General features: G+C 54.0%; 15 protein-coding genes. 13 read left to right on the plus strand and 2 right to left on the minus strand.

Going from position 1 to position 20,111, the window contains the following annotated elements:
* Positions 1–3: 3 nt before the first annotated feature.
* The 4 genes from VN577_08570 to VN577_08585 all read left to right on the plus strand — a co-directional run bounded on the left by VN577_08570 (position 4) and on the right by VN577_08585 (position 3,567).
* Positions 4–1,200 carry a methyltransferase gene (locus VN577_08570; protein HWR14868.1) on the plus strand — a complete coding sequence of 399 codons (1,197 nt, stop codon included), beginning with the start codon at positions 4–6 and terminating at the stop codon, positions 1,198–1,200.
* A 76-nt stretch (positions 1,201–1,276) separates the two neighbouring features.
* Positions 1,277–1,810 carry a hypothetical protein gene (locus tag VN577_08575; GenBank protein HWR14869.1) on the plus strand — a complete coding sequence of 178 codons (534 nt, stop codon included), beginning with the start codon at positions 1,277–1,279 and terminating at the stop codon, positions 1,808–1,810.
* 354 nt (positions 1,811–2,164) lie between these two features.
* Entirely contained in the window at positions 2,165–2,611 is a 447-nt protein-coding gene (locus VN577_08580) for a hypothetical protein (GenBank protein HWR14870.1), read from the plus strand.
* Positions 2,612–2,634: 23 nt separating this feature from the next.
* The gene (locus tag VN577_08585; protein HWR14871.1) at positions 2,635–3,567 is read left to right on the plus strand and encodes a VWA domain-containing protein; all 933 of its coding nucleotides are present in this window, start codon (positions 2,635–2,637) and stop codon (positions 3,565–3,567) included.
* Positions 3,568–3,667: 100 nt separating this feature from the next.
* Here the strand turns inward: VN577_08585 and VN577_08590 are convergent, their stop codons facing one another.
* Positions 3,668–4,321, minus strand: a complete 654-nt coding sequence (locus tag VN577_08590; protein HWR14872.1) for a class I SAM-dependent methyltransferase — start codon at positions 4,319–4,321, stop codon at positions 3,668–3,670.
* A 251-nt stretch (positions 4,322–4,572) separates the two neighbouring features.
* Between VN577_08590 and glgP the strand changes: the two genes are divergently transcribed.
* From glgP to VN577_08630, 8 genes are all read left to right on the plus strand, one after another.
* Positions 4,573–6,411, plus strand: coding sequence for an alpha-glucan family phosphorylase (gene glgP / locus VN577_08595; GenBank protein ID HWR14873.1), 1,839 nt, complete (start codon positions 4,573–4,575; stop codon positions 6,409–6,411).
* A 205-nt stretch (positions 6,412–6,616) separates the two neighbouring features.
* Positions 6,617–7,450: a PIG-L family deacetylase gene (locus VN577_08600; GenBank protein ID HWR14874.1), complete on the plus strand. Its 834-nt coding sequence runs from the start codon at positions 6,617–6,619 to the stop codon at positions 7,448–7,450.
* 51 nt (positions 7,451–7,501) lie between these two features.
* Positions 7,502–9,583 carry an isoamylase gene (locus VN577_08605; GenBank protein ID HWR14875.1) on the plus strand — a complete coding sequence of 694 codons (2,082 nt, stop codon included), beginning with the start codon at positions 7,502–7,504 and terminating at the stop codon, positions 9,581–9,583.
* A gap of 92 nt (positions 9,584–9,675) precedes the next feature.
* Positions 9,676–10,812 (plus strand): ATP-binding protein, encoded by a 1,137-nt coding sequence (locus tag VN577_08610; protein HWR14876.1) that lies wholly within the window; start codon positions 9,676–9,678, stop codon positions 10,810–10,812.
* A 468-nt stretch (positions 10,813–11,280) separates the two neighbouring features.
* Positions 11,281–11,601, plus strand: coding sequence for a cytochrome c (locus tag VN577_08615; protein HWR14877.1), 321 nt, complete (start codon positions 11,281–11,283; stop codon positions 11,599–11,601).
* 14 nt (positions 11,602–11,615) lie between these two features.
* Positions 11,616–12,077, plus strand: coding sequence for a Rieske 2Fe-2S domain-containing protein (locus tag VN577_08620; protein HWR14878.1), 462 nt, complete (start codon positions 11,616–11,618; stop codon positions 12,075–12,077).
* A gap of 4 nt (positions 12,078–12,081) precedes the next feature.
* Positions 12,082–13,167 carry a cytochrome bc complex cytochrome b subunit gene (locus VN577_08625; protein HWR14879.1) on the plus strand — a complete coding sequence of 362 codons (1,086 nt, stop codon included), beginning with the start codon at positions 12,082–12,084 and terminating at the stop codon, positions 13,165–13,167.
* A gap of 6 nt (positions 13,168–13,173) precedes the next feature.
* Positions 13,174–14,466: a cytochrome c3 family protein gene (locus VN577_08630; protein ID HWR14880.1), complete on the plus strand. Its 1,293-nt coding sequence runs from the start codon at positions 13,174–13,176 to the stop codon at positions 14,464–14,466.
* A gap of 750 nt (positions 14,467–15,216) precedes the next feature.
* On the opposite strand, the gene VN577_08635 is transcribed toward VN577_08630, so the two are convergent.
* Positions 15,217–17,421, minus strand: a complete 2,205-nt coding sequence (locus tag VN577_08635) for a hypothetical protein (GenBank protein HWR14881.1) — start codon at positions 17,419–17,421, stop codon at positions 15,217–15,219.
* A 2,118-nt stretch (positions 17,422–19,539) separates the two neighbouring features.
* Between VN577_08635 and VN577_08640 the strand changes: the two genes are divergently transcribed.
* Positions 19,540–19,971 carry a nuclear transport factor 2 family protein gene (locus VN577_08640; GenBank protein ID HWR14882.1) on the plus strand — a complete coding sequence of 144 codons (432 nt, stop codon included), beginning with the start codon at positions 19,540–19,542 and terminating at the stop codon, positions 19,969–19,971.
* Positions 19,972–20,111 lie beyond the last annotated feature (140 nt).

Below are 20,111 nucleotides of genomic sequence, written 5' to 3' on the forward strand. Positions count from 1 at the left end.
CCGATGCGCAAGCTTACTCCCCGTTGGGTGTTGCGCGCTGCGAGCATCGTCTATGGCTTGGTGATGTTTGAAGTCGTCATCATGCTGAGTCCAATTGCCTTTTACTTCTATTCTGCTTACGGCCCGATTCTCAAGTGGCTGGACCGGTACGGGCCAACCTCGTGGTTGACGGGCTTCGTGTTGCCCCATTCGGTAGTGACCAACAGCATCTTGCTCGAATTCCTCCGCTGGAACATCGGTCGCTATGCATTCAGCTTGGGACTGATTGGTTTCTTTATCTGTGCCATTCAAATCTACGGAGCCAAACTACTACGCCGGAAAACTGTGGCTTGGGGCGCGTACCGTTATGTTCGGCATCCTCAGTACGTGTGCCTGGCCATTGCCGGTTTCGGTCTATTCACCATGTGGCCCCGGCTCATCATTTTCTTACTGTTTGTAGGAATGCTGATCGCCTATTACTGGCTGGCCAAAATCGAAGAACGGCATATGCTTACGGTCGATCCTGGATACGCAGACTATAGAGGGCGCACGGCCATGTTCCTCCCCGGAAATCCAGGCGGCAAGCTGTATCGCATGGTCTTCGGCCGGGTACACAGCCCAACCAGGGCCCGTTGTCTGGCGCTCATCGCTGTGGTGTGGGCGCTGGTGCTGGTTATCGCCGGGCTCCGCTATTACACCTTGGAGCACGTTGCGCGACTGACCGCCCCGTCCGGCATCGAGGTTGTTTCGGTGTATCCCATGCCCTCCGGCACCCTACGCGAGGCGCTCAGCCTGGCGCTTTCCGGCGAAGGTGTGCAGGAAGCTTTAGCCAAGGAGCATGGCGCTACCTTCGTATCCCACATTCTTCCCCAGGACTATGCCATGATGGGTATGTTTGCAGATGTCGGTTCCGCTCACATGAAAGCGGGCGATATCAGCCTGCACTCCATCCTGGAACTGGGATGGTGGCTTGTTCCTTTTTCACAACAGGATCCAAGAGTCGATCTGATGGGTTCCAATCAGAACGAGTTCCGCGTTGTATTTTCCCGCGTCGATAGCCCGCAAGGAATGCCGATTCGTCGCGCAGAGGTGTTTTCTTTGGAGGGCAAAATGACAGCCATATGCATCGCTGACATATCGCTCTCCGAACAGCGAGTAATCGGGGTTGTCATTCCTCCTCGACGAAGCTTCTGGGGAAACATCAAGATGCCGATATTCTGATCATGCCACACACTCGACAACTCTGGCCTCATAACTGCGGCACCAATTGGCACAGTGCAGCTTGAGTGAGGGTACCATGCGGATTCTCTTTCGCCTCGCGTTCTGGATGATGGTTCTCACCCTCTATGTCGAGGCTACGCAAACTCCTGGTTCGCCTCCGGCCGAAGCGTCGCAGCAGTCTCCAATCGATGGACCCCGTGCGTTGCAAGCCGGGTATGCGGATTGTCTAAAAGCCGATCAGGGTGCTTATAGGCTCGCAAGCCGCTTGGCTGGTCCCGGGACGCGATGGCCATTCTACCCGCAGGTGTCCGTCGAAGAGGCGGAAGCGATGCGCGTGGCACTAGAGACGGTGTCTTCTCGACACAGTGCCTTTGTCGCCGCGCTGGATGATAACCAGCGTAAGTTGGTGAAGCCGAGGCTCGATCATGTCACCAGTATTCAAAACCAGTTGGCACAGAAGATCGACGGGCTGGGAGCAGAGATAGCAAGCGCCAAGCCAGACTGGGCAAACGTGCACTACTACCTCAACGATCTGAAAGAACTGCTTCGCAGCTCGCGATCGGAGCACAAGCGAATCGGGGCGTTGCTGTTGAGGCGTCACGATAAGTGAGAATGGATCTTTTGTGCAGGTAACCCAGCGCCCCAGCTGCTAAACCTCATCCCGTATCGTGTAACTTCCCCCCTATTCCAACTGTCCCAAATGGAGCACCTACTGACCGAAAAACGACGAACATAGCGGGCAGAGCCTAGTCTATTGCTTGGAAAGTCTGATTCCTGTCTTGTTTACAACAACTTACGCGTGCCGCACCAAGAATCGTCGGGCTGGCACGGAACGTGCGAAAGATTCATGCGGGGCAGCTAACTAAACGGGAGGTGCCGTGTGGGCGCCAAGCGGAGCGTGTTGGAAATTCGACAGTTTTATGATCGGTGGGCACCGTTGGTGAGCACCTTTTGCCGACTATATATGGGTGAGGCAACGACCGCCGAGTACGTGACAGCGGAAGCCTTCCTCGACTATTTCCGACGTGAACTACCGCTTCGGCTCGACCACGTGCCCGTCGCGTTAATGTCACTCGCCCTCCTACAAAGCGTTCAGAGAGGGGGTGGCGAAATTGAGGTCTACTCCCGCTTCGAGTTAGCCGTACTCGGATTGGCTCCCGAAGTACGTGCCGTCTTTATCCTGCATGGGGTACTAGAAGTCCAACTGCCCTGGATCACTGCGATTACAGGGACCAGCTATCGAGACGTGTGTCGGCTGTGGGGGAAGGCGCTTTTGGATCTGCAGGAGTACTTAGATTATGTCGGAGATTTAAGGAGGTTTGACAGCTGCGAGCTTGCTCCCAAGCCTCGTCGAGACGGAAATATGCGGTTTGAGGAACTGCTGCTGACGAAGAAGTTTGCAAAAGCTTAAGGTCGGCATGGAGAGGCATTGGCGTGTGGAACTGGTACAGAATAGCTCGATTCAAGTGGCTATTCCTGGTGATTGTCGTCGCACTGGTCAGTGGAGTGTTTTCTCAGCAAACGACTCCGTCTATCAGTGTTGATGTCAGGCTGGTGAATCTCAATGTTGCCGTGCTGGATAAGAATGGTCGAACCTACACCGGGCTGACTGCGGACAGGTTTCGAATCTATGACAATGGCGTCGAGCAGTCGATTCACCATTTCAGTGCTGAAGACATGCCTTATAGCCTGGGCATGGTCCTCGATCGTAGCGGCAGCATGTCCGAAATGATTCAGGATGTTTACAACGCAGCGTACCATACGGTTCGTGCCAGCAAGCCCGGAGATGAATTCTTCGTCGAACTATTCAATGACCGCGTCGAAATGAGGCAGGATGTTACGAGCGACCAGGAATTGTTGCAGCGACAATTAAAGGGCGTTGTCGCATCTGGCTCCACTGCCCTTTACGACGCTATTCTGGTGGGTCTCAATCGCCTGAAGCAAGACCAACGCGACAAGAAGGCGCTTCTGGTAGTTACCGATGGGGCAGATAACTCCAGCAAGCACTCCTTCCAAGAAGTGTTGGAGAGAGCCCGCGCCGACGGAGTCGTCATTTACATGGTTGGAATGTTTGACCAAACCATGCCGGGTGCCGAAGAGGACCAGTTGCGTGCACTGCTGGAGCAGATCGCAGAGGTCACTGGCGGACGGGCTTATTTTCCCCGAACGGTAAAGCAATGTGAAGAAGCATGTATCGCAATCGCCAAGGACCTTCGGGAACAGTACAGCCTGGGCTATTATCCCCGTCCCAAGTTGTTCGATGGCAGCTGGCGGACCATTCAGGTGCAGCTAGCCCTTCCCGAGGATTTATACGACCAGGGACTCCGTGCCCGCACCCGAGCCGGCTATTACACTCCCCGACAGTAATAACAATAGTCACTGTAACAATAAGGTTGAGGACCGAGCAGTTTCCAAAAAAGGGATGGGACTGCACATGGTCGGCTGCAGACCCTGAACAGTAACGTTTTCAGGTACGATCAGCAACGACGCACCGAAGCGTTCCCAACGGTGTGGATTCATTGAAGGCTTCGCGCACCTGGGAGAAACCCGACTCCGCTATTAATGAGGGCAACTCGCCCCGGGCGTTTTCACGAGTCGGTTGGAAGCCGTCGAGTAGCCTGACAAACATGAACGCTGCACGATGGTATGGGGTTGCTCCCTTACCCCAATCAAGAAGAACACACTTACCCCCTGGCCGCAAAATCCGAGCGATCTCAAGCAATGTCGTTCGTTTGGTCAGTAGCGACAGATGGTGGAAGAGTAAACAGGAGATTGCGTAATCAAAACTGCCTGTCGCGAAGGGCAATGCTTGGGCTGCGCACTGAACCAGCGCGACGTTTAGGTCTGCTTTACGACACTTCTCGGCGGCAATGCGCAGGGTGGGAGGGTCGATGTCGGCTGCAGCTATCCTGGCGGAAGGGAATTGCTGCTGCAGCAGGATTGCCAGGGTCCCTGTCCCACAGCCAACATCGATTACCTTCTGAGTCTCTCCAAGTCTGACGAATCGCGTCAGACGTCGCTTGGTCGACGTGTCGTGCATCAGGCGATCCATTAGCCAATCGTAGGAATTGGTCAATCGGTGGAAGCGAAGCGCGGGTATGTAGTCAGGTTTATTCGCCATGCTTCCTTTAAATCAGGACGGTTCTCTCCCTCGTTGTGAGCTCGACATGAGCCAATTGTGCCTCACGTTGTCCCAATTCGGGCACCTTCCCCGACGATACGGCCGGAAATCGTATTTATCTGGTGAAGACAGAAACCCTATCGCGCAAAAAGAACTTGGTTTCTTGGCAATTGTATTGCACTGCTAATCGAGGAGTTCCCTTTTATTGGGAGTTTGTGCGGGATGTTGCAGCAGAGATCCAAAGGATGTCCATGAACGAAGTGCGAAAAGACCCGGTCTGCGGAATGATTGTTCTGTCGGAAAGCAGCCTGTCACTGGTTTGGAACGGAGAACCCGTCCTGTTCTGCTCCGAGTACTGCCGCGCCAAGTTTCAGCAAAACCCCGACCGCTATGCTACCGCTATGGCCGTCTCTGCTCCAGATGACGCCAAGGAAAAAAGGCGTGTCGCTTACTTTTCGATGGAAGTGGCGCTCGATCATGAAATACCAACCTACTCAGGCGGACTCGGTGTGCTGGCCGGAGACATGCTGCGTAGTTGTGCTGACCTCAGCGTTCCGGTGGTCGGGGTCAGCATCCTGTGGCGTCAGGGCTACTTCGACCAATTCCTTGACGAAAATGGACGACAACACGAACGTCCGGTGAACTTCGAACCCAACCTGCGGCTCCAGCCTCTTCATGCAAGGGTGGTGGTTACAGTTGAGGGCCGCATGGTTCGGATTCGCGCTTGGCATTACCAGATCATTGGCCGCTCCGGTTCCGTTGTCCCAATTATTCTGCTTGATACCGATTTCGAAGAGAACAGCGAATACGATCGAAGTCTCACGCGACATCTCTATGGCGGAGATCAGGATTACCGACTGGCACAGGAGATTGTGCTCGGAATCGGTGGCGTCAGAATGCTCAGTGCATTGGGTTACCACGGGATTCAGCGCTTCCATATGAACGAAGGCCACGCTGGTCTGTTGGTTCTGGAACTGATGAACTGGCAAGGTGGTTCTGAGCCGGCAGAATGGGATTTTGAAGGGGTAAGACAGCGGTGCATCTTCACCACCCACACGCCTGTACCCGCTGGCCACGACCAATTTGATTACCAAGCGGTCGAGCGCATCCTTGGCCCAACCGTTCCATTCGAGGTTATCCGCATGCTCGGCGGCCGCGACCGACTAAATATGACGTGGCTCGGTCTCAACCTAAGCCGTTATGTCAATGGTGTAGCGCAGCGACACGAAGAAGTTTCCCGCGAAATGTTCCCCGGCTACCCAATTCAACACATCACGAACGGAGTTCACTCGGCGACTTGGACCTGTGACAGCTTTCGCCGGCTCTTTGATGAATGGATTCCAGGTTGGGCCAGCGATCCCGCTATGCTTCGCAAAGCTTTGAATATCCCTAACGAAAAGATATGGGACGCACATCTGGAGGCAAAGTCCCGCCTCTTGGAACATGTTCGGCTACGGACGGGACGTTCCTTGAAGCCGGAAACGTTAACCATCGGATTCGCACGCCGCGCGACTGCGTACAAGCGTGCCGATCTGGTGTTTAGTGACGTTGCACGCCTGGCGGAAATCGCGAGACTGGCCGGGCCAGTACAGTTTGTATTCGCCGGCAAAGCCCACCCGCGAGACGAGGGAGGCAAGCAACTGATTGAAAATATTGTTGCCGTATCTCGAAAGGTCGCGCGAGACATCAACGTTGTGTATTTGGAGAACTATGACTTGGAGCAAGCAAAACTGTTGGTCTCTGGCGTGGATCTGTGGCTCAACACCCCGCAGCGTCCGCTGGAAGCCTCCGGTACCTCGGGAATGAAGGCGGCTCACAACGGTGTTCCCAGTTTCAGCACCCTCGACGGCTGGTGGATTGAAGGTCACATTGAAGGCGTTACGGGTTGGTCCATCGGTCGAGCAGATACAACACCGGACCGCGATGCGGAAGATCTGCTCAAGAAACTGGAAGCCATTATCGTGCCAACGTTTTACTTCCTGCGAGCTCAGTGGATTGATGTCATGCGCCACACGATCGCGTTGAATGCCTCCTACTTCAACACGCATCGAATGGTGCAACAGTATGTGACTAACGCGTACTTGGGCTGAACAGCATGAAGAGTACTTCGCAAGCCAGCAATATGAATATTTGGTGGCCGAGTCGATGACGGGTAATCATTGGGCACACGCTCTTAAAATACGACGGTTTAGATTCGTTTCATGTCGTAAGTGTATCGTCGCTGGAAAGCGCTGGTGGGCACTTCTAGGTTTCATTTGGCTGTGGTGTCTACCTCTTTTTGCGGCGGGGCCGGCGGTGCTGATCGTGGTTGCCCACCCCGATGATGAATCGTGTTTCGCTTCCACCACCTATCGTATTGCCAAGGAACTGGGCGGCGATGTCGATGAACTTGTGATCACGAACGGGGAAGGTGGATATCGATATTCCACTCTGGCCGAAACTTACTACGGTTTACCGCTCACACCGCTCGGCTCGGGACGTACACGACTGGCGGAGATTCGCAAGCAGGAGCTGTTGAACGCCGGTCGAATCCTCGGTATTCGGGAATTCTTTTTCTTCGGGCAACCTGATCTTGGCTACACTGAGAATATTCAAGAAGCGTTGGCGGCCTGGGATCAACAACTGATCGCGCAGCGGCTGAACCAAATCTTGACAAACCGGCATTACGATTTTGTCCTGACACTGTTTCCGAATGCCGGAACACATGGCCACCACAAGGCAGCCACCATGTTCGCCCTGCAATCAGTCGCCAGCTTGCCAGGGCCGAAACCAGTTGTCTTAGGTTGCCAGAACTCATCGCCGCAGACAGAAGGAAAGCTGCAATGGACGATTGCCAAAGGTATGCCTCCAGCGCCGCTCGTTGATTCCTCTCCTTTCACCTTCGATCGGACTTCGAAATTCGGTTTCCGGGATGGCCTCAATTATCAAATTATCGCCAACTGGGAAATTGCTGAACATAAGTCTCAGGGACGTCTCCAGGCTGATATCAATCGCTACGAACGAGAAGAATTTCTCATATTTGATGTGTCCGGCCCCAAAGCGCTCGCTAAGACACGCCGCCTCTTCGAGCAGCTCGCACCAATATTAGCTACGGCCGGCGAACCGGACAATGAACGTAAGAGTCAATAAATGCGGTGGTTGCAGGAAAAGCAAAGTTGCGAGCTCGCTACAGAGGTCTAGATGCGTGATTGGTTTGCTCAGGAAGGGTCTCCGTCTCCGCTGGGAGTTACTTGGATAGAGCGGGAGGCTGCTTACAACTTTGCGCTGTATTCGAAACATGCGACCGCGGTTACCCTCCTGCTTTATTCCGAGCTCGATCTCTCAATCCCGACCTATGAGTACAAGTTGGATTCTAATGCGAACAAGTCTGGCCGGATCTGGCATTGTCGTTTGCCGAGAAGCGCTTTCCGTGATGCCCGCTACTACGCATACAGGGTAATGGGACCAGGCCAGCCTGAACTGGGGCATCGCTTCGACGCGCAAAAGGTTCTACTCGATCCGTATGCCCGATGCGTCTGCTTTCCTACTCGGTTCAGCCGTAGAGCGGCATCTCAACCTGGGGCGAATGGGGGCATGGCTCCACTCGGCCTTATCGCGACAGAACCCGAAGATCGTTCGCCGGGCGATATCACACCGATGCATACATCGGATCTGGTGATCTATGAATTGCATGTACGAGGATTCACGCGTCGCAACAACTCCGGAGTGGCGCCTGCCCATCGCGGCACGTTTCTGGGAATTGTCGATAAGATTCCCTATCTAAAAGATCTCGGTGTCACCGCGGTTGAGTTGCTGCCGGTCATGCAACAAGACCCACAAGAAGGCAGCTACTGGGGATACATGCCGCTGAATCTCTTTTCTCCTCATCACGAGTATGCGAGTGCCGAAAAGCCGTTCGATGCGCTCAAAGAATTCCGCCTGATGGTTAAGGCGTTACATGCTGCAGGGATCGAAGTGTTGCTGGACGTTGTCTACAACCACACGGCCGAAGGAAACGAAAATGGACCCATGTACAGCTTTCGTGGAATCGACAACACGACGTATTACCTGCTCGAACAGCATCGTCGTAGTTATCGTAACGACAGCGGCACGGGAAACACTTTGAATTGCGGCAACCCATATGTAAGAAAGATGATCCTGGATAGCATGCGTTTCTGGCGAGGCCAGATGCATGTCGATGGGTTTCGGTTTGATCTTGCTTCCATCTTCACAAGGAACGAGGACGGTACCATTAATCTGTCCGATCCTCCCGTCATTGCGGAAATCAGTGGCACTCCGGAGTTGGAGAAATTGAGGTTGATTGCAGAGGCTTGGGACCCGGCGACGTACCAACTCGGGCGTAACTTTCCAGGAATTTCATGGCTGCAATGGAACGGGCAATTTCGTGATGATATACGCGCATTTGTAAGAGGCGACCCGGGCATGATTCCGAGCTTGATGTCTCGACTGTACGGAAGCTGTGATTTGTTTCCCGACGACCTCATGAGTGCTTACCGGCCCTATCAGAGTGTGAACTTCGTAACCTCTCATGACGGTTTCTCCCTTTACGATCTGGTGTCGTACAACGAAAAGCGCAACCAAGCCAACGGCCATCGAAATTGCGACGGGACCGACTACAACGTAAGCTGGAATTGCGGTTGGGAGGGAGACGACGGCGTCCCGGATGCGGTGATGGCTCTGCGGAAGCAACAGATCAAGAATTTTTGCACTCTGTTGTTGCTGTCCAATGGAACGCCAATGTTCTGTGCGGGCGACGAGTTCATGAACACGCAGAGTGGCAATAACAATCCTTACAACCAGGACAACGAAACTACCTGGTTGGACTGGGATAGACTTGCGAAAAACCGGGACATGTTTCGCTTCTTCAAGAACATGATTGCTTTTCGTAAGGCTCATCCTTCCATTTGCCGCAGCCGCTATTGGCGCGACGATGTCCGATGGTACGGGGTGGCCGGTGTCCCTGACCTCTCCCCTGATTCTCGTTGTGTAGCGTTCTTTCTCGATGGCACCGCGTGCGAGGCTGCCGATCTTTACGTGATGGTCAACGGCAGTTCGACGCCGGTGACCTTCGCCATTCAAGTGAGAGACGAGGACGATTGGAAACGGGCAGTTGACACCAGTTTGCCGAGCCCGCTCGACATATGTGAACCAGGCGAAGAGGCGCCAATCGGTGCCCCGCAATATCTTGTTCGTACCCGATCAGTTGTTGTTTTGACGAGATTCCGGACATTGGGCGATAATCCGTTCCCATCGATGATGTGAGGGGCGTCACATCCCGCTGTGATTAGACACATGGAGGGCCAGTTCGGCTAGACGTAAAGTCTACCTTACTTGACTATCATTGGGGCATGCACATGAGCACTGGGTTGCGGCCACGAACCTGGAAATTGGCAGTTTTGTACGCCGGCATCGTGGGAATTTCGATTCTTCACTACCTGACCCCGACCAGCTACATGTGGCTGCATCCTCTATATGCGAGCGCCTACTATTTCCCGCTCATCGTGATAGCGCTGACCTGGGGCTGGAGAGCAGGCCTCGCTGCCGCATGCCTGACGACCATCCTGTACACACCGCATGTCCTGCACGCGTGGGCCGGCGAGCATGAAGAGTACATGGTCTCCCAGTTGATCGAAATGGCGATGTTTCTTGCCGTTACCGTCACGGCTGGGATTTTAGCTGACTATGAACGTCGGCAGCGCAAGAGAATCGAAGAGACAGCAGTGCAGTTGGCACGGCTAAATCGCCAGCTTAGCGACGCATTTGAGCAATTGCACCGCTCGGAACGACTCTCCACCCTCGGCGAACTCGCCGCAGGGTTGGCTCACGAAATTCGCAACCCGCTGGGTTCGGTCGAAGGAGCCCTCCGCATCGTCTCCCGGCCACAACTGCCTGATGAGACGCGCCAGGAATTCTCGACTCTCGCGCTGAGCGAAGCCGAACGCTTAAAAGGACTGGTTTCAAGTTTTCTGGATTTTGCGCGCTCTCCGGCGTCACACCGGATTCCAACCTCCTCGCAGCAGTTGCTGATCTCGATTGAACGCCTGGTCGCGGAAACAGCCGGTATGTCCGGCGTGAAGGTTCACACGGAAGCCCATGCAGACCTTCCTGACATTCTGGTCGACCCACAACAGATCAAGCAGGTCCTACTCAACCTGGCCCTCAACGCCATCCAAGCCATGCCAAACGGAGGCAATCTCATTCTCGAAGCCAGGGTCGACGGACAAGTCGTGATCTTCGAGGTTCAGGACGAGGGCGTTGGGATTGCAGAAGAGAACATAGGGAAGATCTTTGATCCGTTTTACACTACCCGTCCCAATGGCACGGGATTGGGACTGTCGATTGCGAAGCGAATTGTGACTGAACACGGCGGTCGAATTCAGGTGCGGAGGAATTCTCATCGCGGAATGAGCTTCTCGATCGAGCTTCCTTATCGCGCTTCCTCAGCAGCCACCACCTCTGCATCCGAAGAAGCCGTTCCATCGATGAGTTAATTACGCTCCTAGGGTTTCTCGGTTATTACGGCCCTCTCCGCCCTTTTGCCCCGCGAATGTTAATCTCGCCTGAATATCGTCGAGGAAGCGCGTTCACACGCGCTGTTCTTGGTCGATACGTCCATCGACTTCTAGACCACTGGAACTGGTCGAATCGGTCTGCGGTTCTATTCTTTGCTAAACGTTCGGATGAAACAATTGCGAACCACTCCGCGCCTGGTTCTCCGTTTGGCACGATAAGTGCCCAGTCAGAAAGCCAGAAGTAGGACTATACGAGGAGAAGGCTGATCCGGCTCGCCAGGCTGTTATGAGATGAGGCAGCGGACCAGATGTGGTGTCTGAAATTGTCCAGCAGTTGCCTTAAATCGGGCAGCCAACGCCGCACTTGTTGCTGCTTCCGCGCAAATGTCGCGAGTGAACCGGATCGCTTGGAGTGGCTCAATCTCTAATGTGAACTGAAGGAGTCTCATGAAGCATATTCCCCTTTCTGTTTTTCTCATGATCCTGATTGTAAGCAGTGCTGCAACGGCTCAGTCGTCCGCCCCCGAGGCGATTTACAAAACAAAGTGCGCCATGTGCCACGGGCCGGACGGGTCGGCTAAAACCCCAATGGCACAGAAACTTGGCATCAAGTCCTTTCAATCGCCTGAGATTCAAAACCAGTCTGATGCTGAGTTGAAGCGGGCGATTGCCCAAGGGAAGAACAAGATGCCGGCATTCGGTAAGTCACTTACCGAAGAGCAAATTGCTGGACTTCTAAAACATATTCGCGAACTCGGCAAGAAATAGGTCCGGAGCGTCGTATGTCCTTCGAAAATCCTGTGTCTCCGACGTTGCCGCGCCGAAGATTTGTTGAAGTAATACTCGGAAGCGGGCTGTTCGCGACTCTGCTGTCGTTCATTTACCCAATTCTCAAGTACCTCGTTCCTCCCAAATTGCCCGACTTGGGAAAGGATGCGATCGTCGCGGCCCGAGTCTCCGAGATTAAGCCGAATGAGGGCAAGATCTTCCGGTTTGGCAGCAAGCCTGGACTGTTGATCCAAACCTCGACTGGGGAATATCACGCCATGTCGGCCGTCTGTACACACTTGGGTTGCACGGTCCAATATCGCAGCGACTTGCGCCAGGTGTGGTGCGCTTGCCACAACGGCATGTATGACATCAACGGGCGTAATGTCTCCGGCCCTCCTCCTCGGCCCCTCGAGGCCTTTGAAGTTCAAGTACGCGGGGACGAGATCTTCGTGCGTCGTAAGTTGGAGGCTTGAACGGATGAGACTGTTCTCACGTGTTCGACAGTGGGTGGATGAAAGATTCGGCTGGGAAGAACTGACCGCTCCTCTACGGAAAAAGACCGTACCGGTACATCGTTATTCGCACTGGTACTTCCTTGGCGGAATCACCCTGTTCCTGTTTGTGATTCAGGTGATTACCGGCGCGCTTCTCCTGCTGTACTACCGTCCCGGTGCTAACGAGGCCTTCGAGAGCGTCCAGTTCATCATGACCAAGGTGGAGTTTGGCTGGCTGGTGCGATCGATCCACTCATGGTCGGCAAACCTGATGATATTTACCGCATTCGCCCACCTGTTCAGCGTGCTGTTCCTCAAGGCTTATCGAAAGCCGAGAGAACTGACTTGGATCAGCGGAATGCTATTGCTGTTCATCGTCTTGGGATTTGGCTTCAGCGGCTACCTGCTTCCATGGAATACGTTGGCGTATTTTGCGACGAAAGTTGGGACCGAGATTCCTGGACAAATCCCGGTCCTTGGAAGACCGATTGTAGTCTTCCTTCGCGGCGGCGAAGACGTTACCGGCGCAACCCTGAATCGCCTATTCGGTTTTCATGTCGCGGTCCTCCCTGGTATTTCCACCTTGCTCCTCCTGCTGCATCTCGGGCTCATCCAGTGGTTTGGAATCAGTGTGCCGCCGAAAGTGGAACCGGAATGGAAGCAGCTGCCTGTTTCACGCCGCGAAATGCGATTTTTCCCAAACTTTGCATTGCGCGAACTGATGGCTTGGTACGTGGCGCTGGCGGTTCTCGGCGCTCTTGCAGCTCTGTTCCCGTGGAATCTTGGCGAAAAAGCGGACCCGTTCGCACCAGCCCCGGCTGGCATTAAGCCGGAATGGTACTTCCTGTTCATGTTCCAGTCGCTAAAACTGATTCCCGCCAAGATCCTCGGAATAGACGGCGAGATGATTGGAGTCCTCGGCTTCGGCTTGCTCGCCACGCTTGCCATCCTATTGCCATTTCTCGACCGCGAAACACCAATCAATACAAGACGCTGGGTCACCAGCCTGGGAGCCGTGGCTCTTGTGTACATGGTGGTGATGAGCTTCTACGGGCACTTTGCGAAGTGAGGGGGCATGAAATCTAGAGAGTGCAGTTACATACAGTATCGAAGAATTTTCGTCACGATTGTCCGCCAGCTGATATTTCTGGCTTTGAGTAGTGCCGCGCTTTTGGCACAGCCCAAGAACTCCTGTCTCGTTTGCCATCAGAATCTTCCTGAACCTCTTGGAGTCACGGCCGAGAAGTTCAGCCAGGACATCCATTTCCAGAAAGGACTCACATGCGCCAGCTGCCACGGTGGCGATCCGAACAGTGATGATCCTGACAAGTCGATGAGCCGCGTTGCGCACTGGAAAGGAAAGATCGAGCGGCGACAAATCCCCCAGCTTTGCGCATCGTGCCATTCCGATGCCGAGTTGATGAAGAAATACAATCCCAGCCTCCGGGTGGATCAATTCCAGCAGTACAAGACGAGTGTCCATGGAAAGAAGTGGGCAGCCGGGGATGTGAAAGTCGCTGTATGTACGGACTGTCATAGCGTCCATGATCTGCGCCCTCCAAGTGACCTACGGTCGACGGTTCATCCCACCACCGTCGCCACAACCTGCTCCCGTTGCCATGCCGATGCAGATTACATGAAGCCATATGGCATTCCAACCAACCAATTTACCGGATACAACAAGAGTGTCCACCACGATGCGATGGTCGTGCGCGGCGACTTGAGCGCCCCAACCTGTACCACTTGTCACGGGAACCACGGAGCAACACCTCCCGGTATCACCTCGGTTGCCAACGTCTGTTCAACTTGCCATGTATTTCAAGCACAGCTTTTCGAGAAAAGCCCCCACCAGGAGGTTTTTGCGGCGGCAGGATTCCCGGGATGCGTAACCTGCCACAGTAATCACGAAATCAAGCATCCAACAGATGAAATGATTGGCACAGGTAGCAAGGCGGTGTGCATCGAGTGTCACACGGACGGTGATGCCGGCTTTTTAGTGGCCGGGCAAATGAAGGCGAAGTTGAGCGAACTCGATGCAGCTGTATCCAGATCTGCGTCCATACTTGCCACGGCTGAACGTGCTGGTATGGAGGTTGGTGAAGCCAAGCTGCAAGCCAGCCAAGCTCGCGATGCGCTCTTGAAATCGCGCGTGACGATCCATGCATTCGATTCCGCTCAGCTGGATTACGACATCCGACTCGGGATGAAATTGGCAGCCGAGACTTATGCTGCGGGTCAACGAGCCATGGCGGAGCGAAGATTCCGAAGAATGGGCTTGGGAATCTCGCTATTAGCAGTTGCCGTGGTACTGGTCGGATTGAGACTCTACATCAGGCAGATCGAGTCGGAACAATCTCAGACTGATTGAACATTAGCTGTGCAAGGCACGGGAACTAGCCTCATATTCGCCACCTGCGGCATGCGTGTCCCAATTTTCCAACGCCCGGGCTGCTAGCGCCTTCGAATAAGCTTCTGCCCATGCACATTTGTGTCCACGAATCCACCTCCCCGATTTCCATGGAAATTCGGGTTTCCTCAGCTCAGCGCATCCATAGCTCCCAATGCTTATACTCTCGCACGAACTGGTGAATCTCGTCAGGATTCTTTACATCCCGATCCTGCACTTCGGCAAAGCAAAGTTTGTTCTTACACTGAGGCGCCTGGCATTCGAGCTCGTGCATGAGCGCAAACTTCTGCGAACCTAGTTTCCCAAAGAACAATTCCAAATACCTCGCGGCCAGTTCTCGCGAGAGTTGCACACTGCCGCTACTACTCGAGGCATCAAATCTCCGCCCTAGCATTGCAGGAGTTTTCATCCGCTTGCAAACTGTCATGCCTCTCGATTACCTCTCATCCTTGGCTGGACTTGAACATCGCCTCAATCGGTATCGACTAACAGGCTCTCCACTGCAATTTCGGTCTTGCAACGAGTTATATCCCGCTCCAATGCTCCGCTTCCGCAAGAAAGGTCGAAACCTGTACCGACGACTCCTGCTATCCAAGTCAGGCACAGATGACGTGCTCCTGCTTTCCTGACCTGGTGCGACGACTAAAGGCACCCACCTTACTTTCATTTCAAGAAAGAATTCCGCTTGCCTCGCCAAGCTCCAAAACTCAATCAGAAGCCATAGCGCACCGTAAGCATAGTTCGATTGTCGTGAAAGTCACGGGGCAATGTTGGTCCGGCGAAGCTCTTCTCGCTGTACTGATCGTAGTTCCAATACCCGTTGAGACTCCAATTGGCATGAAGGTCGTAGGTGAGAGAGGCGAGTGGCTGGTGATAGTTAAAGGCTAACGGCCCGAGAGGTTGGAGTGGGTTGAGCGTGAGCGTTGATCCATTTACGCTGGTGATGCTGTAGCCGGCACGCGTTGTCAGCCGTTTCAAGGGCTTAATCACGAACATCGCGCTGCCGAACTGCGTCTTGTTGTTGTAGAAGGAATTTGCGGAATAGGGGTTTGGATTCTCTGCTGGGTTCGCAGGATCGAAAGTAGGGCAGGCGATAACAGGGGTTACCACGGAGATCGTGCTCGCAAAGCAGATGTTCGCGTTCTGTAGTGCGTCCGTGTAGTTATAGGAGACATCCATGGACAGACGATTATTTGAGATGAGGGAAATCACAAATCCATAGTTGCGAAGGTGTGAACGAAAAGCGATGTCCAATGAACTGTTGCGACTCTCGCGGATATTGATCGTCGCCGCGAACTTGGCCCACGGCCACGGATTGTATTGCGTGCGGAATCTGTATTGTTGTTGTTGGCGCGGGCTGATGCGCGTGAGGAAGTTATCGGATGAAGTAAGCTGTGTTTCGAAGTTGACTCGGAGTTTGTCACTTGGTCTCACCCACAAGCCAATAATGCCCGTATGGTCGCGAATTACAAATATCTCGGGCTCTTCACCCGTGTCGTACAACGCATGACGAATTGCCCGGTCACGAAAGCGGTAGCCAATGCGTACGCCCCACCATCGGGAAACGTCATACTTAACTTCTGCCGTATTTGTCTTGGCATTTTGACCCACGAAGCGGTCGAACAACTGACTTGTAATCGTCGGTGGTCCTAGCGGGCTCAACAAAGTGGCTGGTGCGGGCACAATATACGCGGTCTCAGTCGAATCCCAAGTCCCAGGTATGCGAAAGTTCTCAAAGCGAAAGGAATCGGTGAGCGTCAGCTTGTTCGTAAGGCGCACGGTGGCGGCAAAATCCGCGGTCACCGACAGTCGGCGGCTCTCGGCTGGCCCCGTAAAGCTGAACTGCCGCGTACGCGTGCGACTAACCAGTCCATTGAAGAATTCATCAAACGGCGATTGTGCTTTGGAAGAGCTATAGGTCGCATTCCCCAGGAGGGTTACTCTACGGAAGTAATTGGACTGAAATCCAAACTGTTCGGTTGGAATCGATGTCCGAACCCGCTGGCGGCGACTATAGAGGAAATAGCCGTTGCAGGCCGGATTGGCTTGACCACCCACGATCGGTGTGGCACAAGGCTGATTTGCTGCGGTGTTGAAGCTAAGCCCAAATTCCACTGGCGTTCCATCGGGCAACGGGTAAGTGGCAAACTGAGCCAGGTCCCACGAAGTGTCCACCTTTTGGTAATCAAGATACTGGGTGTAACTCAGGCTGGTTCTCGGAAGCAGGTTCACGTCTATACCCACACGATATTGGTTCGCCGTTACGTTCCAAGGCTGCGACACCAGCACCGGCACCCCTTCGTAAAAGCTCAAGGACGATGGCCCTTCTGAGCGATTGCGCAAGTAACCCAGGCGAAAACTAACGCTTCGGTCGGGCAGCAGCGTGAGGCTGAAGTCACTCATACGCCTCCGAGTCTGATACTGATGGGGAGATGACTCGACAGGTAGATTGGGCACTGAGGAGGAAGGATTTAAGGGATTGGCCAGCAGATCGTAATTGAAGAAGTTCTGGTCACGCCGGAAGTCGCCTTCGAAGTTGTACCACCTATTCTTCGAAACCCGAAACCGAGCCACGTTGTTGGGATCGCCGCCCCAACCAAAGCTGGTGATGTTCAGGTCGTCAAACAAGAGACCGGTGTTGTTAAGCGAGCGCAACGAGAGGGACTGTTCAAGCAACCGCGGCCCGCTATGCAGATTGACGAGTGTATTGAACATAGCGTCGTTTTCGCTGGACTGCCCGGGACTGGAAATGGAACTCCAACGATAGCCAAGCTCAATACTCTGTTGAATGACGTAGTTGCCCTTTTCGATTCCATCCGTCGAGCTGCTGCTGGCCGACTGAGCATGTGCCATGACGAACAGAGACCCGAGAGCAATTGCGGTCATTAAGACGTGCACCATTCGGGATGAGTTCATACGCGTCGCCTCTCTCAGCGAAAAAAAGAGATCTGCTACTTATTACTTAAAGAAAACACTGCTGAAGTTAGACCCGTGAATTGCCGTGTGGCACAATGTGCAGGCCTGAAAACGCTGATTCTGATTGTGTGCTGGACCCGATGGAGGTGGCCCCGGAACATTAGGGGTCAGAGTGTGACATTGTAGGCAGAGCAAGTTGACCTGACTGACCGTGAGCAGGCGCGGATTCGTCGAACCATGTGGAGTATGGCAGGTTGTACAACCCTCGGTCTTGACTGGCAGGTGCTCAAACGCGAAGGGGCCTTGCTTTTCCGTGTGGCACTTGAAGCAAACGGCGTCCTGGTTTGCGCTCGTGCGAAGTTCCCTGCCCGCGAATGAGCCATGCTCGTTATGGCAGTCTTTACACTCCACCAAGCCCTGATTCACGCGATGTCGATAGGGACGGTTAAACTCGACACGGACATCGGTATGACAGGAGAAACATAGCTGCGGTGATTTCTCCGAAAGCAAATGCGTCGCCGGCTTAGAATTGTGAATGGAGTGGCAGCTCACGCAGCTAAGGTTCGCCTTGGCATGCATTCCTGACGAGAACTTCGCAGTTTGCGCCTTGCTTTCATGACAGCTCAGACATCGCGCGTTAGCCTCGCTCGCCTTTAGCTTCTTGAAGTTGATGATCTTCGCCGAATCCCCTCCAGCAGAGACGTGCTCGGCGCCCGGGCCATGGCAGGCTTCACAATCGCGTTCCCCGGGGACCCTTCGATTCAGAAGGACTCTGTAGTGCGAAGAACCCGTGAAACGCTTTGCCACATCGTCATGGCAAGTGGCACAGGTGTCCATTCCCACATAATTCTGGGTTGTTGGAGAAGGATTCTGTGGAACGGGGGCATCCGCTCGAGCTACACGAAGCGTCATGATGGCAGTCAACAGCAGCACGAATAGTCGCAACCTACAAGAATGCTTCAAAAGACACCTCCCCGTCGCGATGCAGCCGCAGTACCCTGGTTCTGTCTTAAGGGCGAGTAACACTGCAGTTATGGACTGCTTCGCTCGACTGTTAGGCACGACGTTGCGGAGCACCAGCATACCTCTCAGCCATCGCCCTAGGGCTCGGACAAGTGTGAAAGATCAGGGAACCTGCGTCGTACTAGGTTGAAAGCAACTCTCCTTCCAATCGACGGAATGATGGCATTGTTTCCAAGGCGGCGCAGAACCTGAGATACGGAAGTCGGGTTCGTTGTGCCACTCCAATAGAGTGTCCGCGTGTGCGCCTTATTTGAGGCAGTAACTGGCAGATTTAAGGCATTCGGTGGCGTGAGCTTGTCAACGACGCGGCACAAGGTCTATTGCCGGAGATGCTCGGCTTGCAGAGGATCAGTGAGAAGCGCCTAATCAGCTGATCGAACAAGCTGACGAGGCACGATCGCCGAGATAGTTGCTATTGGGCACTCCCAACCCCATACAGCGCAAGCTGCGTTCGTTCACGCTTCCCAGGCAGCAGCCGACGATTGCACGGCGATAGTGACGTTGGAACTCGCGTTAAACCCAACTGCTGTGCCCGGGCAACGCTACGCTGTTGTTTCATGTCATGCACCGCGACTTTATATGAGGAGCACGCAAGTTTGCGCATTAGCACGACAGCTTTGTCACAACAGATACGACCGGCAGTAAAGACTTCCACCATTCTCCTTTTGATAGTGGTTCTGCTTCGCAGCAGACCCCTGTCAAGAGATCCCGTACGCCGCACCATACTGGGGTCTCTCTCGACTTTCTAATCCCCATACCTACCTATACAGTCAACACCGTTGCCGATGAAATCTTCTGCACGTTTCACCACGTCTCTTTGAGATGGAATACGCGAATGTTCTCAACTGCTGAGCCTGTTTGCAGCGGCTCGCGAGAAGGAGAGGAACGGCCCGGAGGCTGTGGCACACGGCTGATCAACGACAGCACCAGGGTCGGAATACCAGCGGGTAATCGTGGAGTGTTACGTCAGGTATCCGGAGCGTCCCAGGTTAGGAAAATCAGCGTGCCAGCAGGAGTAGCCAGCAATGCGGCAATGAAAATGCAATTGTTCTGCACAATGATGCCGTTCATTCAAAACTGGTTTGAGTTTCGCCGATGGCTAGGGTGACGCAGGACCAGGTTCGTGCGGAAGTCAGTCGCTTCTGGAATCTGTTCGTCTCGAAAAGCCCAGCCCTGCTAGAGGACTTCTATGCCGCCGACGCTACTGTGTTTGCCACTTCTAGTCGTCGAGCAGAACCCGGACGACTGGCGGTAGCGCGCCGTCGTCGTGAATATTTCGATAGACAGACTTCCGTGCGAGTTCAGGTCGGCGATGTTGAGGTGCAACTCATAGACGAGTTTGGTGCCATTGCCAGTTACACCTTTCAATTCCATGCCAGCCGAGTGACAACAGGGCTCGGCAACAGCATCGAAGAGCGATTATCGCCGGGGCGCGCGACCCAAGTCTTTGTAGTCGACTCCGAAAACCAGTTGCGCATACTTCACGAACATTTCTCGGCGCCGTCACTGCCCAATGAAAAACATTGATCCCCCGCAATGGAGTTGGGACGACTTCAGGAATGTAGTAAGGGTGCTTCAGAGGTTTGCTGATGGGGACCAACATGCACGAGCACTATTTGCACGAGCAGACGTACAAATCCTCCGGTCCCCGTCGCGACATTCTTAGC

This window comes from Terriglobales bacterium (genome assembly GCA_035561515.1).
In the GTDB taxonomy this organism is placed as follows: Bacteria; Acidobacteriota; Terriglobia; order Terriglobales; family Acidobacteriaceae; genus DATMXP01.